Genomic DNA, 17,996 nt, shown 5'->3' with positions numbered 1-17,996 from the left:
CTATGATCAATAAAATAAAATATAGAATTATAATTCTTTTGGCTCTGGTTTCTTTTACAGCTTGCCAAAATGATGATAATAGTACTGCTGCAACTATTGATGCAATGGTTGCTGAACCGGGAGATTTACTTAATCAGGCTTTTCCGTTAAATAAAGTTAGAGTCGAAGGTGAAGGTTTGGCGGGATTAAAAAAGATTACGCTGGATAATAAAATTAACATCAGTTTTAATCCTAATCATAATTCTGATAAAGCGTTTATTTTCACTGTTCCTTTTGATGAAAAATTAGGAAGCAGATTTGGCGTACAACCCATTACATTTGAAACTGCTGCTGGTTCATTCACAAAAGATATTGAGATTTTACAGCCCACTCCTACCATTGTAAAAACAATTCCGGCTGTAGCAACTCCGGGATTTCCACTGGAAATTGAAGGCACCTGGTTTTATAATATTTCTTCGGTAACTTTAGGAGGAAAAGCACTAAGTTATACTCTAAAATCATCTTCTTCTATTATTATCGGTTTACCTTCAGATGCAGTTTCAGGATCAGAATTAATAGTCACTACACCGGGAGGCACAGCAAAAACAATAATAAATTTTGCTACAATGGTTCTTGTATCTGATTTTGACGGAAACGGTGTCAGAACGAGTTGGAATGCTTATGGCGATATCGATACTTTTAACGCAAATACTACAGGCGGCCCAACAGGAAGTTATGCAACACTTGCATGGACTGGTTCTACTGCCAACGGTTACAACGGAAGCAGCGCCGGAGGAGGAACTAGTTTTTTAAGTGCATCAAACACTGATGCTGCAAAAACTTTTATAGATATTGACGTAAGTTCTAATGTCATAGGCGCTCAATTCGCCATACAATTAAACACTATTGATGGTAAAGACTATGGTTATAATTTTAAAGTAACGGATGTGAATTGGACAACCAAAACCATAACCTTAGCTGATTTTAAAGATAATTATGGGTTTGGAATGCCTGCTACTACGCTGGACGCTTCTAAAGTTAATGAAATCAAAGTAGGAATTGTACAGAGTGATACGCCAAATCCTAGTGTGATAAAATTTGACAATATTAAAATTCGCTACCAATAATTGAGAATTGTTGCTTTAACAAAAAGAGGCTGTCCATCAAAGCAGCCTCTTTTATAAAAGTAAATTATACATAAATAATAAAGAAAATATAATAAGAGTATTTCAGGATATTCTATAATAAAAAAACAGTATGAAAATTAAATTTTTACTAGTGCTCAGCAGTATCTTCTTTTTTTTAACTGCCTGTTCTAAAGATGACAATGAAACTGTTGAAACTTTAGAAAATCCAGTTGCAAACGCACCAAAAGATGTGAATGACAATGGTTTTAAAGCTAAATGGAATTATGTTTCGAATTCTAAAAGCTACCTTTTGGATGTTTCGACAACCGAAAATTTTACAGCATTTGTACTCAATTACAATGCAAAAGAAGTGACGGATTTAAATGAAGTCGTAGTTGGTTTAACAGGAGGCACACAATATTATTACAGAGTAAGAGCCAAATCAGAAACAGAGATTTCAGATTATTCAAATGTTATTAGCGTTGTAACTACCGGCTCTAACGGTATTCCTGAAGATCCTACTTTTTTAAAAGTAAAAGTCAATAAGGTGGCTAATCCATTTTTTGTTGGTATGGCGATAAAGGCTTCACAATTAACCAGCGGAAGCCCTTATGACATTATTTTGAAAAATGAATTTAGCAGTATTTCTGCGGAATATGAAATGAAAATGGATCAAATTTCTACGGCAAGCGGTGTTTATAACTGGGCAGTGGCTGATCAAATTGTTGCTTACGGAAATTCAAATGGCATCAATGTTCACGGTCATGCTTTAGTATGGCATAATTCAGTACCAAAATGGTTAACCGATTTTTCAGGTACTGATGCTGAATTTGCTGCAGAAGTAAAAAAATACATTACGGATGTTGTTACGCATTATGCCGGAAAAGTAAAGTCCTGGGATGTGGTAAATGAATCTGTAGATGACAATGGCGGTAATATGAGAAATACTATTTTTCTTAAACGAATGGGGCCTAATTATGTAAAAGATTGTTTTCAATGGGCAAGAAATGCAGCAACTGCAGCAGGTGACACCAATTTATTATTGTTTTATAATGATTATGCAACCTCTACAAATATCCCAAAACAAGATAAAGTTTTTAGTATTATAGATGATTTAAAAACAAGTAACCTTATTGATGGTGTTGGTTTTCAAATGCATAATACTTATTTAAGCCCAACAAAAACTCAAATTGAAACCGATATTAACAGAGCTGTCTCAAAAGGTCTGAAAATTCATGTTTCAGAATTAGACATTCAGGTCAATCCATTTAATGACATTTCTACTTTTACAAATGAAAGAAGGTTGGCCCAAAAAGCAAAATACAAGGAAATGGTAAAAATCTATAATGCACTTCCGGCAGCAAATAAATACGCTTTAACGATTTGGGGAATGAAGGATAATGAATCCTGGATTCCGTATAACACAGATCTAAATCATGTTGGAAATGACTGGCCTTTATTGTATGACGCCAATTTTGCGATCAAAAGTTCGCATACCGGATTTCTGGAAGGTTTAGATTAAATTTTAAAGCATAATACTTTACTATACTATTAATATAACCACAAAAAATTATGAAAAAATTAAATTTGTTATCATTAGCATTATCCTGCGCTTTAGGATTTGCATCGTGCTCAGACAGTACAAATCCTGTATTGGCAGAAGAGCAATTGTCAACTGTAAATACCACTGCAAGTACAGCTAAAATAGCCGCTGCACCCTGGGTGAAACAATTTGAAGACACATTCAATGTAGGCTCTAATTTGTCGCAATGGACTAAAGAACAACGAGCGGATTATAATTCCTGGTATTGTGACTATAATAGTTCGGTACCTACCACACAATGGAGAGATGGAAAACAATGTTTAGAAATCAAAACAACCAAATTAAGTGCTTACAAATATCAATCTGGTTTCATTTCTTCTCATTACCAATACAAACCGGAAAACAATACAGAGTATATGCTTTCTGCCAATATTAAATTAATAGCGATGGATGGCGGAACCTACAAATCTTTCTCAGATACTTACGGTGCGTGGCCGGCCTTTTGGTCTGTACAGCAAAATGCATGGCCAACCAAAGGAGAAATCGATATTCTGGAAGGGTATTCTTTTGCACCCAATGCGAGCCGTTATACTTCAAATATTTTTTACGGAACTTCTTCAGGAAACAACTTATTAGGAAACGCTGCCGAAAGAAACTATCCCGGTAGTTTTAATCTAAACGGAAATAACGGTTGGCACTTATATGAATCTTTCTGGAAAATGCAAAACAATGTTGTAACGGTAACTATAAAGGTTGACAATGTAACTGTTGCAACATACACGAACAGTAGTGTGGTCAATCTAAATTTTAATAATTTTGGGACACATTCGATTATTTTCAACATGAATGTGGGGTCTAAAGATTCTAATTTTATAGACCCTAATAAAATTAACTTATTTTCATCTGTAATGATGTGGGTAGATGATGTTACGGTTTACAAAAGACCAATCTAAAAATATATCGCAATCAATAACAGAAAGCTTCAGAGAGATCTGGAGCTTTTTTATGTGTATGACTTTGCTGTTTTTAAAGGAGATATTGATGTAATGTTATCTTGACCAAAGCTATTCTATTTTAAGAAAATAGTATGTCAGGATTTTCATCACATAGCCAATTTACAATAACCTTTAAAAAATCACAGGAGTTTCAACTTTAGACTTTATTAATTGTTTAATAATGAAGATAATTTTCTGTAGAAGTTAAAAAAGAAAAAGCCTTTAAATACAAAACTATTTAAAGGCTTTTTAAAATTTAAAGCTCGATTATATTTTAAATCCTCCGGAAACTTCTATTCGTTGTGCGTTAATCCATTTAGAATCATCAGAACAAAGGAATGCTACCACACTTCCAATATCATCCGGTAAACCAACTCTTCCCAAAGCTGTTTCTGAAGCTATGTATGCATTCAAATCCGAAACATCACGAACAGCACCACCTCCAAAATCGGTTTCAATGGCGCCCGGAGCAACGGAATTGACTCTTATTTTCCTGCTTCCCAATTCTAAAGCCTGATATCTTGATAATGAATCCACTGCAGCTTTCATTGCACCATAAGCGGAATATCCGGCAAAAGAAAATCTTGCCAAACCAGAAGACGTGTTCACAATACTGCTTCCATCATTTAATAATGGCAGCAATTTTTGTGTTAAGAAAAAAGGCCCTTTAAAATGGATATTTGTCATTGCATCCAAAGTTTCTTCTGTTGTGGTTTCAAAACTTTCATTGATTCCGATACCTGCGTTGTTGACCAATGCATCCAATTTTGCAGAAGAAAATTGAGTTTCTAAAACATCTTTTACTTCGGTTATAAATTGGTCAAAACCTGCCGTTATTGAAATATCCAAAGACAATGCAAACGCTTTTTTTCCAAGAGTTTCAATTTCTTTTACCACTTGGTCCGCAAATTCTTTTTTGGTTTGATAAGTAAGGATGATATCAAATCCTTTTCTGGCCAATTTTAAAGCCGAATCTTTTCCAAGTCCGCGACTTGCTCCTGTAACTAATGCTATTTTATTTTGATTATTTGACATTCTTATTGTTTTTATATTTGTTATTATTTTAAAAATTAATCATTACAGAGTCCAGCCCGTATAATTTACTTATACCAGCCAAAAACTATTTCTTTATAACTTATGAGATATGTTGTTAATTTAGCCTGCTTCCCCTAAATTCATTTGGGGTGCTGCCTACTTCTTTTTTAAAGAGACGTGAAAAGTAAGTTGTATTTTCAAAACCAAGTAAGTGCGAAATTTCAGAAATATTCAGTTCCCCTTCGGTCAATAAGTTTTTTGCCTCATCAATTAAAAAAAGATGAATCAATTCTAACGCCGTTTTTCCTGTTTCTTGTTTGAGCAAATCGGTTAAATAGCGCGAAGATATATTGAGCTTCTCTGCCATAAAGGCTACCGTTGGCAATCCAATGTTTTTTGTTTTTCTTTCTTCAAAATTAGCGGCCAGTAGTGCATTAAACTTTGTGACTGTAGAACCAGTTAGTTGTTTACGATTAATAAACTGTCTTTTATAAAAACGCTGTGCATATTTAAGCATAGCATCCAGATGACTTACAATAATAGCTTTGCTCAGTTCGTCAGTATTATTATGGTATTCTTTTTCAATGCTGAAATACAAATTCCAGATAATATCTTCTTCTGCAGGCGAAAGATGTAATGCTTCATTAACCTCATAATCAAAATAACCATATTTCCTGATTCCGTTGTAAAGCATTGTTCCTGGTAAAAAGTCTTCATGAATAATAATCAGGAATCCCTTTTCCTCTAGTTCTACATTTTTAAAAACTACTTTCTGCTGAGGCTTTACAAACGACATTGAACCAAGGTCATGGTCGTATTTTGTTTTTCCATACAACATACTGCCGGATTTCAATTTTTTAAATCCTATGATATAAAAATCGGATGAAAATTCGAGAATACTATTTCCATCACAGGAATCCCTTTCACCATATGCCACACTTAAAAGCGGATTTTCCGGAGGTTTTACACCAAGAGCTTCATGCAGATCGCTGATTTTTTTGAAATGTTTCATTGTTTGCAATTAAAAAAAAGAATCGCGGTAAATTCAGATTCTGTTTAAGGCTGTTTTACCAATAATAAGCCGTTTTTCCCAATAGTAACATTCGCAGATTTTTATCTACTTTCCAAATTCTCCCAAACCAGGGCACACCTCTTATAAAAATTATTTTTGCCATTATTTTATCTTTAATATTATAATGACAAAGTTCTGCTAATCAGTAATAGCTATTGTGATACAAAAGTAGGCAATAATGAAACGTTTTTACATTTTGATAGCATTGTAACAGATGTTAAACTATCTTCTTGCTATTTCATTATGGATTGTTTTTATAATTCAGTTTAACAAAATAGATCTTTCCTGAGCAAAAAGGAAAGATCTATTTATATTGATTTCTTAAACAGACTTAGGATTTTTTTGAAACAATCCTCTATTGTATTCTACTATATAGGAATGAGATGGATAAGATGGCAGCGAAGAAAGATCAGCAATAGCTTTATCTCTTAACGAAGGTGCTTCTTCTTTTATGGCATTAGAAAGTGCTTGTTTTAATTCTTGTGCAGTAAGTTCTGTGCAGTAAGCAGGTGTCCCTGGCTGATGTTTCCAGGATTCAGAAAGATTACCGGAGTCAACGGCATCAAAACCGGCATCATTAATTAATCTTATAATTATTTTTTTTGCCTCTGTATCATCACCTGCAACAGCCATCGCTATTCTGCCTTGAGCATCAGGTTCTTTTCCTCCGTTTGCTAATGTTTCTGCCAATAAATTGTTGAAAGCTTTGATTACTGGTCTTCCTAGTTGTTCAGACACCCAAACACTTTCGACTTTTCCGTTTTTGATCTCTTCGATATCGGCATCACGAAAAGGATAATAATTGGATGTATCAACCAAAATTACATTTTCGGGAACGTTTGAAAATAAATCTTTGGGTAAAGTTGGAATTGCTACTGTTGGCACTGATAAAATAATGACATCTACATCTTTTACAACATCTTCAATCGTAGCTGCCACGACACCTAATTCTCCGGCAAGAGCATTTAATTTATCAGTATCACCTGAATTAGTGATTTTTACGTTGTGTCCCGCTGCTGCCATTTTTTTTGCGATTGTACCGCCAATTGCGCCGCTACCTATTATTCCTATTTTCATTTTATGTAAATTTTAGTTGTTATAACTTGCAATTCATAATTTGCAAATTTTGAAGAGATTATGTGGCAAAATTAAATTAAAATTACTTTCCTTTGTATAGTCCTTTCCCAAAGGAAAGCAAAATAAGTAATTATATTATGCCAAAAAAGAAACCTTACTGTGAATGCCTTAACACGGTCAAGCCAGTGCGCGACACATTGGAAGTAATAAATGGAAAGTGGAAATTATCCATCATTATTTCTGTTGGTGTAGGCAACAGCCGATTTACAGAAATTCAAGAGAGCATTCCTGGTTTAACGCCAAAAGTCCTTTCTAAAGAACTTAAAGAACTTGAGCAACACCAACTGATTAAAAGAGTTATAACAAACGATTATCCTGTCAAAATATCCTATTGTCTGGAACCCTATGCATATACCTTAACACCAATTATCTATGCTATGAAAGATTGGGGATTAAACCACAAAAAGAAAATTTTTCAGGAAGTTTAATCCTGTGTAGTTTAAATATGCCGATACTATCATTTATGTTAGCGTTTTAGATCACTACTCTAATAAGCTGAATTATTCCAGAGAGCAACTTTGGGCTAATTTTCTTCCTGAAAGCTCCCCATTGGTACTGATTAACCTTTTTATATTTTAAGCATTCTTTACATTTTACGAGAATACTTCATTTCTCCCCGCTTATCCTTTTTTCTAATACACTTATTACTTTATATTAAAATCAGGCTGCACAATCAGAATTGCGGATACTATTTTTTGTAAATTATTTTTTTTTGCAGTAATAAAACACTCAACTAAAACGTTATAAATCATTACGTTAAGTTCAATTCCTTTTCAATTATTCCCATTTGAATTAAAAAAAAATAAAAAAAACATGACCCCTATTAATGCTGTAATCCTATCACATGAAAAAGAAACTCTGATGATTTTAAAGAAATTTGCAGAAGAGAATTATATGATTGTGCAAATAATCGGGGTTGCACAATGCATAAGTGATGGCATTGCATTGATTAAATCAAAGAAACCGGATGTTATCTTTCTGAATATTGCACTTGAAGATGATTCTTTTTTTGAAATGCTTGAACAATTAGAATTTAGCATTCCAAAACTCGTATTTATCTCCGCACACAAAGAGTATGCTATCAAAGCTTTTAAACATAATGCAGTTGATTTTTTATTAAAACCAATTGACTTTAATTCCATCATAATAGCGATATATAAAGTTATTAAAAGAATAGAAATGGAACGTGCTTTTCAAAATCAAAAAATCAACAACATCAATACTTTAAACCCTATAAATCAAACAAATGACTATGTAGCAGTCGCATCTTTAGAAAAAATAGAGCTTATACCTATGACCGATATTATTTTTTGTAAAGCTGACGGAAAATATACCGTTTTTGTACTTTCTAATGGAAATAAGATAATGTCAAGCAGAAACCTTGGTGAATACGGTGCAATTCTCGACAACAGTTACTTTTTTAGAATACATAATTCCTATATTATTAATTTGAGGCATATCGCCAAAATTTTAAAAAAAGACGGGTACTTCTGTGAACTTTCCAATGGAGCAATTTTGCCGGTTGCCAAAAGAAGACAAGATGACTTTAACAAATTTATAAAACTTAAGGAATAACAAATAGCCCATTACTTTTAAATTAATTCCAATAAAGACCACTATAACAAAGAATATAATGAAAAGCAATCCGCCAAAAGAAAAAAATGATAATAATACTGGTGATTTTAAGGAACCACTACATGAACTTGGTAAAATTTTAGACTTTTCAATGGATCTGATTTGTTCTTGTGATAAAGAAGGAAAGTTTGTCTGGGTAAATAAAGCCTCAGAGCGTATTTTATGCTACACATCTGAAGAATTAATTGGCAAAAAATACACTGACTTCGTATCTCATGAAGATGTTGATAATGGGATAAATAAAGATTTTGATTTTAGAAGCGGCGGGTCGCAGGTACCTATATTTGAAAAAAAATTTATAGACAAAAACGGAAATATTGTTTATTTGCAATGGTCAGCTGCATGGGATGATGCAAAAAATTTATGCTACTGCATAGGCAGGGATATTACGGAGAGAAAAAATATAGAAAAAGCTTTTGAAATTGAGCGATTACGATTCTATAATTTATACTCGCAGGCACCTTCCTGTATAGGAATTTTAAAAGGACCAAACCATGTCTATGAATTGGCAAATGAGCTTTATTTGCAATTAATTGATAAAAGGGATATTATTGGCAAGACGGTAAAAGAAGTTTTACCCGAGCTTGAAACACAAGGATTTTTTGAAATATTAGATAATGTATATCAAACAGGTGAAACCTTTACTGCCAATGAAATGCTGGTAAAACTTGATCGTGATGGTAATGGAAAACTAAAAGACACCTATTTAAATTTTATTTATCAGGCACATAAAGATGCAAACAATAATATTGACGGTATTTTTTTCTTTGGAAATGATGTAACAGAGCAGGTTTTATCACGGAAAAAAATTGAAGATAGTGAGAAAATATATCGGGATCTAATCCATAAATTACCTGTTGCAACGTACTCCTGTGATGTTGAAGGACAAATAGTGCTCTATAATAAGGCAGCAGTTGCCTTATGGGGAAGAGAGCCAGAACTAGGAAAAGATTTATGGCATCATTCATGGAATATTAGCAATAATAAAAGTTCAGCGACGCTCAATTTATGTTCGATGGCTAAAGCGCTAAAAGAAGGTGACCCTATCTTTAGAGAGGAAATAATCATCATGCGCCCTGATGGAGACAAGCGTTGGGTCTTGCCTTACCCTGTTCCTTTTCGCGATTCTGAAGGTCAGATAACCGGAGCTGTTATTGTATTGGCTGATATTACGGAAATGAAACAGGCAGAAAAAAAACTGAAAAAAAGCGAAAAAAAATACAGGTACCTATTCGATAATAATCCAATGCCGATGTGGGTTATCGATTTGGTAACTTTTAAATTTCTCGATGTAAATAAAATGGCCATTATGAAATACGGATACAGCCGTGAAGAGTTTCTTGCCATGACTGCTCTGGACATAAGACCAAACGATGAGAAAATTAGTTTTATAAAATCTAACGATATTTCGGAAATTAACGAATCAAATTACAACAGGGGAAAATGGAATCATTTAAAGAAAGATGGAACTCTTTTTACAGTTGAAATCATAGCACATGATATTACGTATGAGGGAACGCCGGCAAGATTAATTCTTTCTAATGATATTACAGATCGTACAAAAGCAGAAATAAACCTGGAAAAAAGAAACAGGGAACTCATCAAAACCAATTCAGAGCTGGATCGCTTTGTGTACAGTGTATCCCACGATTTACGTTCGCCTCTAACTTCGATTCTTGGTCTTGTTAATTTTATTGAAACAGAAAGCCAGGAAACCGATACACTTAATCATGCCCAATTGATTCGAAGCAGTATTAATCGTCTGGATGAATTTATTAAAAACATTTTAAATTATTCACGAAACAACCGTACAGGGCTTGAAGTACAACAGATTCCGCTAAACGAGATGGTGCTGGACGTCCTAGAATCGCTTCAATGTATGAAAAATGCAGAAGGAATTCGTTATGAAGTTCAGATCAATGAACAGCAGACTTTTTACACAGACAGGCTGCGCCTGAGTACGATTCTTAAAAATCTTATTTCCAATGCAATAAAATACCATAAAAAAGAGGAGGCTGAAAGATTTGTGAAAATAGTTGGATATTCAGATCAGGAAAATCTGCATTTATCCATAATGGATAACGGAATCGGAATTGATCCTGCCTATCATCAAAAAATATTTGAAATGTTTTTTCGACTCTCAGGCAAAGATGGCTCCGGTATTGGGTTATATATTGTAAAAGATGCCATAGAAATGTTGCAGGGAACCATAGAAGTTCAGTCAGAAAAAGGGGCTGGAACTACATTTAATATCACACTAAAAAATTTAAAACCATGATAAAAGAACCAGATGCAAAATTTGAAACGGTTATGATTATCGATGATAACCTGGTAGATTTATATATCATATCACGTATAATCATTAAAAATAATTTTAGCAAAAATGTGTTGCATTACACTGAGGCAGAAGAAGCCATGAAATATCTACAAGAGAATCAGGACAATATTTCTAAGTTACCACAAATAATTTTTGTAGATATCTATATGCCTCTGATGTCGGGATTTGAATTTTTGGAAGTGTATGATACGTTATCGGCCACATTAAAAAATTATTGTAAAACTTATGTCATATCATCAACAATCGATAACGAGGATATAGCCCGATCCAGCAGAAATAAAAATGTAGTTTGTTTTCATGTTAAACCGATTACTAAAGAATTTCTTGACCGGATTGTTTAAGAACAATTATTAAAAATAAATTCTAACAATTTCAGGTTAAACTAAATATTAGGGTTTACATCAACATTACCAAGTAATTTGGTAAATACTTTGTAATTATTTAATTTGACTTTTTAAACTTTTTTTAGAAGTACTAAAGTCCATTCTTCAAATGCATTCTATTGCACGATGGTAACAAACTAGCACTTCTTCCAACTACATTTTTTATTCTCAAAAATTCCATTCTGGAATTCATTAATAATCCGGCAGGATTTTGACACTATTTACTTTACTCTTTTTTACATAAATCGTAGTTATTATAAGTTTATTAACCACTTCTTTTTAAAATTGGAAGCTTTTTTCATATAAAGTCTGTTATAGCTTGGTGTTTGGTATGTTCTTTTGTAATAATCATCTCATAATTATAAACGGTTATTCTCTATAGGTGCCACTTATTACTTCTCGGTTTTAATTCAACATTCATTTTTTTTTATTTGTGCCCAATATACTGGATAATAAGATCTTGAAATAAAGAATTTTCAAATTCACAAATACTTTACTTAACCCATTACTTTACTATAATGAAAAAACCCCTTTTCTATTTATTTTTTTTTATACCAATAATAGCACTATCAGCCAATCCTCCTCCACCCGGTTTACCCGATGAGCCACCCACAGCACCAATAAACTCAATGATTTTTTTACTATTTACAGCTGGTATTGCATTTGGGGGCTACACTATTTTTAAAAAGAAATAAGATAGACAGTTAAAACTTAAAACAATCTAAACTTTACTAATTAACCCGAAAGAAGTATGAAAAAAACTTTACTATTACTATCTATTTTATTTTCTTTTAAAGGTTTTTCTCAAATACATGTTGGTGCCAATACACCTCTCTATGTTAAGAGTCAGGTACTCTATGTAGGTCAGAATATAAATCTGGCTGCTAATTCTAATCTTTATCTGAGAAACAATTCTCAGTTGATTCAGGGAACAACCAGTACTTCTCAGAATACAGGAACAGGAATTATATCGCTTTATCAGGAAGGAACTTCAGATAACTTTGATTATAATTACTGGTGTTCTCCTGTTGGAAATACTGCAACCTCTACAGGAAATAATAACTTTGGAATTACATTATTACATCAGCCCACGACTGCAATTGCTTCTACTGCTGCAACTATACTGCCTATTGGGACTTATAACGGCACCGCTAATCCGTTGCGTATAGCATCTCATTGGATTTATAAATTAACAAATGCCAACAATTATTCACAATGGGTACAAGTTGGAACCTCAACAACGATTGCTCCCGGTGAAGGATTTACAATGAAAGGAACAAGCGGTTCTGACAGTGCAGATCCGGAAGGAACAGGTATTGTAAACAATCCGGGTACAGGCGCCCAAAGATATGATTTTAGAGGAAAGCCAAACGATGGAAATATTACCGTTACAGTAGGTTCTAATGATGCGGCGACCTTAACAGGAAATCCTTATCCTTCTGCATTACATTTAAATGCTTTTCTGTTGGACCCTACAAATACTGCCGCTACGGGAATCGCTTATTTTTGGCAACAGGACAAAAGTGTAAATTCGCATAATCTCTCTGCTTACAGAGGAGGATATGCCGCGTATGCTCCTATTAGCCTGGCTTCAAACGGAATCTATACCGCAGCAACCTTTAAATCCTATAACAGCGACGGAACAGTAAACAATAATCCTCCAACTGGTACCAGTCCGGCTGTAGCAAGAAAATACCTTCCAATCGGTCAGGGCTTTTTGATAAATGGAACTTCCAACGGAGTTGTTACTTTTAGAAATTCGCATCGTATTTTTTATGTGGAAGGCAATAGTTTATCTCAATTCGAAAAACAAGTAAAAACGCTATCTGCAAAAACAAATACTAATAATGGAGACAATACTTATATTCCTCCACCACCTCCGCTTACGCCTTATTTTAAACTAAATGCTATCATAAACAATGAGTTTACAAGACAGCTTGCATTAGTTTTTGTTTCTGAAGCAACAGATGGCGTTGACAGAGGTGTTGATGCCAAAAATATGGATGAAGATCTTCCTAATGATATTTCTTTCTGGATCGAAAATGGAAATTACGTAATTCAGGGGCTTAACTTCGATGTATCTAAAAAAATTCCGCTTTGTGCAAAAGCAGCTACAACTACAAAATTCAAATTTTATATCTCTGAAACTGTAGATTTTGATAGCGAACAACCTATTTATATATACGATGCACTTGATATGTCTTATCATGACATCAGAAATACACCATACGAAGCTGTAGTTGCAACCGGAAAATTTACAGATCGATTTAAAATAAGTTTTACTAATGGAACACTGGGAACAAGTGATGTTGTCAAAAGTAAATTTCTTATTAGCCAGGACAATAAAAACCAGGTTTTAAAAGCGACGAATTCAAATAATGAGATCATGAAATCATTTGTTCTTTATGATATTTTGGGAAGAGCTGTAATTTCAAATAATAATTTAGGCGCTGAACAGCACTTTAGTTTTTCGACTTCAGGATTGAGTTCCGGAGTGTATATCGCAACATTTTTAACGGATGACGGTGCAAAAATTACTCAAAAAATTATTATTTCTAATTCAGGCAGCTAAATATAATTCATCAAAACTTATACAATTTTAAAAACATTCAATTAATACGAAACTATGATTATGACATCTACTCCATCAAATAATAAGATCATTCTATTAGTATTTTTTCTCTTTCTAACCATTATTGGAAATGCTCAAATTGGTATCGGAACAGTGACACCAAACGCAAGTTCTGTCTTAGATATTTCCTCTGTAACTCAGGGAATGCTTGCTCCCCGAATGACCACTGCGCAGCGAATTGCAATAGCAAGTCCTGCAGAAAGCTTATTAGTTTATGACACTGATCTGAAATCATTTTATTATTATAGTGCAGCATCCTGGATTGCAATTAACAGTGGCGGGTCAAGGTTAAACTTTAAACGTATAAAATCGACCGATAATTTGGCAACTGTGCTTGCGGCTGAATTGGCCGCCGGAGGTGGCGCCAAATATGTATTAAACAGCAGTACATTATATGAAATAAATGGTACGGTAGTTTTTAATTTCCCAATTGATTTAAATGATGCCTATATACAGGGTCTGGATGCAAATGAAGACATTATTACGAAAACATCCGGAACTCTTTTTGACGGAAATAAAGGGGGAAGCATCAGAAATGTAACTATTCTGGCACCAAATGCTACTGTATTTAATTTAAATGCTGCATCATCAACCTCTTCCTTTTTACTTAGAGATACGATTATTGCAAATGCTGCAAGTGTGGGTACTATAGCGGGTTATGGATTGGTTTTTATGAGTATCGTTAATTATTCTGGAAATTTAAATGGTATTACGTACACGAATATTGGTCAGTTGTTACTGAGCAATCAGGCATGGTTTGTTAATAATGGCGGTACGTACGAAAAATTTACCGGAACATTTACCCTGATAGAAAAACAAGGTGGGTTCTCTTTTGTTGGCCCCGGAGCATATGGTTTGGATGTTTCTACAGCTGGCCTTACTATTACTGGCGATGCCGCTTTAGAATCTGTTGTTTATACTGGCGCGACCCCGGCTAATTTTGTAAAACCATATGCACCGGCATCAACCTATACTGGCTATAACTTTAGTAATGCCTGGACAGTGAGAGCGGCAGGAATTCCGAATGAGGCTGATACAAATGCAACCGGAGATTTTTCTATGGACTCTGAAATTGGAGGAGCTATACCAATTAACTTAAGTGCTGGTACTCCGAGCAACATCTTAAGAATTTATTCAGCATCAGTTCCAACTGTTTCAAGCAACTTATTTCGATTTTCAGCTGATGGTACTTACAACAGATTAAGATATGTGGGTAAGAAAAAGAGAATTTTTCAAATATCAGGATCTGTCAACTTTCAGGTTCCATCAGCAGGAACTTACATTGTTCATTTGTACAAAAATGGCGTGGCAGTGCCTCAGTTTAAATTTTATGGCCGCGGAACTGCTGCAAATGATATTGTCGTAGCGCCGCTTGATGCTTCCATAGAATTAAATGCTAATGATTATATTGATTTTTATTTGCAAAGATACAGTGGAAATGACGGGGCTGATGTGCTTGTTTCAAACATGACAGTAATCGTTAAATAATTATACAATTTAACTCATTAATTTTTTTAGTTAATATAAAATAGAAAATTACGTTTATTATTAACGCCCGCCTTATATGTAAATATTTGGCGGGTTTTTCATTTAAAGACATTGCAACTTGGCAACTATCGTTATATTACTAAATAAAATTTCAAAAAAAGTGATATTGTAATTCTGAAACATTCTTTTATATTTACATAACAAGATACTGATAACTTATATCTAGTTTCGTCAAAAATCTAAATCACCAACACTGATGTACGACAACCTAATGCTTTTGAAAAACATTGTGGATAATACCCCTTTGCCAATAGCTGTTTACACAGGAAATGAACTTAAAATAGAACTGGCTAATCCTGCCATGATTAAGGCATGGGGAAAAGGAACCGAAGTAATTGGTAAAAAATATCTTGAGGTTGTTCCCGAAATCGAAAACCAGCAGATTTTTAATCAGGCGTTAAGTGTGTTTCAAACCGGAATTCCGTTTCATGCCAAAAACAAAAAGGTAGAGTTGGTAATCGACAACGTATTAAAAACATTTTATTTCAATTATAGTTTTATTCCTCTTTTTGATAATGAGAAAAAAATCTATGGCATAATGAATACAGGGGCAGATGTATCTGATCTTTATGAAGCACATAAACAAATTCAAAGTTCAGATGAGCGGCTGAGAATGGCTATTGAATCTTCGGGAATGGGAACTTACGAAATAGATCTTTCTACAAAAAAAATCAATACCAATGGAAATTTCAACACCATATGGTCCGTTGACAAGGAAACCCCGAATGAGCAGCTCATAGCAAAACTGCATCCGGAAGATCAACTACTGCGAGAGAAAGCACACCAAGAGGCACATATTACCGGAAAAATAAATTACGAAGCTCGAATTATAAATCAGGATCAGACCATTAAATGGATAAAAGTCAATGGTAAATTAATTAATGATCAAAACGGCAGTCCAATTACTATTATTGGAATTGTTCAGGATATTGACCAGCAAAGACAATTTGAGCACGAGTTAAAAAAACAAGTGGATGAAAGCACTCAGGAACTTAGAAGATCAAATCAAGATCTTATGCATTTTGCTAATATTGTAAGTCATGATCTTAAAGAGCCTGTGCGAAAAATAAAAACCTTCATCAGTCTTTTAAGGAACAACTCCAGTGCCTATTTTAATGATGTATCAAACAAATATCTTACTAAGGTAGATCAGTCTGCTCAAAGAATGCAGACAATAATAGAAGGCATACTCGCGTATTCTACTCTGGATAAAAAAACGCAGCCTATAGAAAACATTAATCTTGATGAAGTGATTGAAAACATAAAAGTTGATCTCGAACTCATCATAAAAGAAAAAGGCGCCATACTAATCAAAAGCGAACTTCCTGAGATAGAAGGGGCTACAATTTTAATTCAGCAGCTGTTCTATAACCTGATACACAATGCTTTAAAATTTTCAAAAGCAGACCAACCGCCCAGAGTTATTATATCATCTCTTATTATAAACATTGATCAAAGAGAGTTTGTTCAGATAAACATTAAAGACAATGGAATTGGACTTGATTCAAGTCATTACGAAAGAATATTTAATGCTTTTGAAAGACTGCATTCTAAAGATGAATATGAAGGAAACGGTCTTGGGCTGTCTCTTTGCAAAAAAATTGTACTAAGGCATGGAGGTACCATTGCGGCTACAGGCGAAGAAGATAATGGGGCTGAATTTATAGTAACATTGCCTTTAAAACAAACAACAGATACTATATAGTATTTGTTATCAATTATATCAAGCAAGATATTATTGATATATTCTTCATTATTATTTCACCTCAACAATCATTTCAACCTCTATTGCCATATTTTGTGGAAGTGTAAAAACGCCTACTGAAGTACGGGCATGTTTTCCCTGCTCACCAAAAACCTCAATTAATAAATCTGAAAAACCATTCATCACTTTAGATTGCTCTGTAAAAGAATCGGCAGTATTTACGTAACCATTTACTTTGATTATCTTTTTTATTTTGTCCAGACCAAAAGCCTGCTTAAGTATTGCCAGTTGATTTATAGCCGTTAATCTGGCGGCCTGATAACCTTCGTTGGTCGTTAAGTCCTGCCCTACTTTGCCGATAATATATTTACCATCTGCTTGAAGAGGTCCTCTTCCCGAAAGGAAAACAAGATTTCCAACTCTTACCATATCCTGATAACTTCCTAACGATTCTGGTATTTGTGGCAACTCAATTCCCAACTTCTTTATTTTTTGCTCCGGAGTTTGTGCGAACAAATTAAAACTCAATAGTAGTAATACAAGGGCTGCTATATTTTTCATTGTTTCTTTTTATTTATTTTAAAAAAGAAAGCCATCTTTAAAAGACAGCTTTCCTGATTTTGTTTTTATTTATTTTATGAATTTGATCAATTCTGCATTGAATTTTGGAAGCTCTTCAATAAACAAAGCATGACCACTTTTTTCGAAGGGAACCAAAGTTGAATTGGCAATTGATTTATGCATTTGCTCGGCCAATTCATAAGAACAGATTTTATCTTGTGTTCCGTGAAGGATAAGAGTTGGTATTTTGATTTTTTTCAAATCTTCTCTTAAATCAGTATCACGAAGCGCTTTCATAGATTCTGC

Annotated in this window: 15 protein-coding genes; 10 read left to right on the top strand and 5 right to left on the bottom strand. The window is 33.9% G+C overall.

Going from position 1 to position 17,996, the window contains the following annotated elements; all coding sequences use genetic code 11:
* The first annotated feature begins 2 nt into the window (after positions 1–2).
* The 3 genes from SD960_RS23105 (at position 3) to SD960_RS23095 (ending at position 3,602) form a co-directional block, all read left to right on the top strand.
* Positions 3–1,106, top strand: a complete 1,104-nt coding sequence (locus tag SD960_RS23105) for a hypothetical protein (RefSeq protein ID WP_318806239.1) — start codon at positions 3–5, stop codon at positions 1,104–1,106.
* Positions 1,107–1,236: 130 nt separating this feature from the next.
* Positions 1,237–2,628 carry an endo-1,4-beta-xylanase gene (locus SD960_RS23100; protein WP_318806238.1) on the top strand — a complete coding sequence of 464 codons (1,392 nt, stop codon included), beginning with the start codon at positions 1,237–1,239 and terminating at the stop codon, positions 2,626–2,628.
* Positions 2,629–2,678: 50 nt separating this feature from the next.
* Positions 2,679–3,602, top strand: a complete 924-nt coding sequence (locus tag SD960_RS23095) for a glycoside hydrolase (protein ID WP_318806237.1) — start codon at positions 2,679–2,681, stop codon at positions 3,600–3,602.
* Between the two features lie 309 nt (positions 3,603–3,911).
* Here SD960_RS23095 and SD960_RS23090 read toward each other — a convergent pair whose 3' ends face one another.
* The 3 genes from SD960_RS23090 to SD960_RS23080 all read right to left on the bottom strand — a co-directional run bounded on the left by SD960_RS23090 (position 3,912) and on the right by SD960_RS23080 (position 6,828).
* Positions 3,912–4,679 carry an SDR family NAD(P)-dependent oxidoreductase gene (locus SD960_RS23090; protein ID WP_318806236.1) on the bottom strand — a complete coding sequence of 256 codons (768 nt, stop codon included), beginning with the start codon at positions 4,677–4,679 and terminating at the stop codon, positions 3,912–3,914.
* 115 nt (positions 4,680–4,794) lie between these two features.
* On the bottom strand, positions 4,795–5,691 hold the full coding sequence (locus SD960_RS23085; RefSeq protein WP_318806235.1) for an AraC family transcriptional regulator: 897 nt from the start codon (positions 5,689–5,691) through the stop codon (positions 4,795–4,797).
* A gap of 381 nt (positions 5,692–6,072) precedes the next feature.
* Complete coding sequence (locus SD960_RS23080) at positions 6,073–6,828, bottom strand: NADPH-dependent F420 reductase (protein WP_318806234.1); 756 nt, start codon at positions 6,826–6,828, stop codon at positions 6,073–6,075.
* Positions 6,829–6,920: 92 nt separating this feature from the next.
* Between SD960_RS23080 and SD960_RS23075 the strand changes: the two genes are divergently transcribed.
* From SD960_RS23075 to SD960_RS23045, 7 genes are all read left to right on the top strand, one after another.
* Positions 6,921–7,316, top strand: a complete 396-nt coding sequence (locus tag SD960_RS23075; RefSeq protein WP_318806233.1) for a helix-turn-helix domain-containing protein — start codon at positions 6,921–6,923, stop codon at positions 7,314–7,316.
* A 385-nt stretch (positions 7,317–7,701) separates the two neighbouring features.
* Positions 7,702–8,463, top strand: a complete 762-nt coding sequence (locus SD960_RS23070; protein ID WP_318806232.1) for a LytTR family DNA-binding domain-containing protein — start codon at positions 7,702–7,704, stop codon at positions 8,461–8,463.
* Positions 8,464–8,521: 58 nt separating this feature from the next.
* The gene (locus SD960_RS23065; protein ID WP_318806231.1) at positions 8,522–10,801 is read left to right on the top strand and encodes a PAS domain S-box protein; all 2,280 of its coding nucleotides are present in this window, start codon (positions 8,522–8,524) and stop codon (positions 10,799–10,801) included.
* Entirely contained in the window at positions 10,798–11,202 is a 405-nt protein-coding gene (locus tag SD960_RS23060) for a response regulator (RefSeq protein ID WP_318806230.1), read from the top strand. The genes SD960_RS23065 and SD960_RS23060 overlap by 4 nt, the downstream gene beginning before the upstream one ends.
* 793 nt (positions 11,203–11,995) lie before the next feature.
* Positions 11,996–13,816 carry a T9SS type A sorting domain-containing protein gene (locus SD960_RS23055; protein ID WP_318806229.1) on the top strand — a complete coding sequence of 607 codons (1,821 nt, stop codon included), beginning with the start codon at positions 11,996–11,998 and terminating at the stop codon, positions 13,814–13,816.
* A 60-nt stretch (positions 13,817–13,876) separates the two neighbouring features.
* Positions 13,877–15,364, top strand: coding sequence for a hypothetical protein (locus SD960_RS23050; protein ID WP_318806228.1), 1,488 nt, complete (start codon positions 13,877–13,879; stop codon positions 15,362–15,364).
* 256 nt (positions 15,365–15,620) lie between these two features.
* On the top strand, positions 15,621–17,129 hold the full coding sequence (locus SD960_RS23045; protein WP_318806227.1) for an ATP-binding protein: 1,509 nt from the start codon (positions 15,621–15,623) through the stop codon (positions 17,127–17,129).
* A 51-nt stretch (positions 17,130–17,180) separates the two neighbouring features.
* Here SD960_RS23045 and SD960_RS23040 read toward each other — a convergent pair whose 3' ends face one another.
* Entirely contained in the window at positions 17,181–17,690 is a 510-nt protein-coding gene (locus SD960_RS23040; protein ID WP_318806226.1) for a RidA family protein, read from the bottom strand.
* Between the two features lie 69 nt (positions 17,691–17,759).
* Positions 17,760–17,996: alpha/beta hydrolase (locus tag SD960_RS23035; RefSeq protein WP_318806225.1), on the bottom strand; the 237-nt coding region annotated here is incomplete at its 5' end.

The organism is Flavobacterium sp. MMLR14_040 (genome assembly GCF_033657265.1).
In the GTDB taxonomy this organism is placed as follows: Bacteria; Bacteroidota; Bacteroidia; order Flavobacteriales; family Flavobacteriaceae; genus Flavobacterium.
The sequence above is the reverse complement of the archived record's forward strand: the minus strand, read 5'-3'. Positions and strand labels throughout refer to the sequence as shown.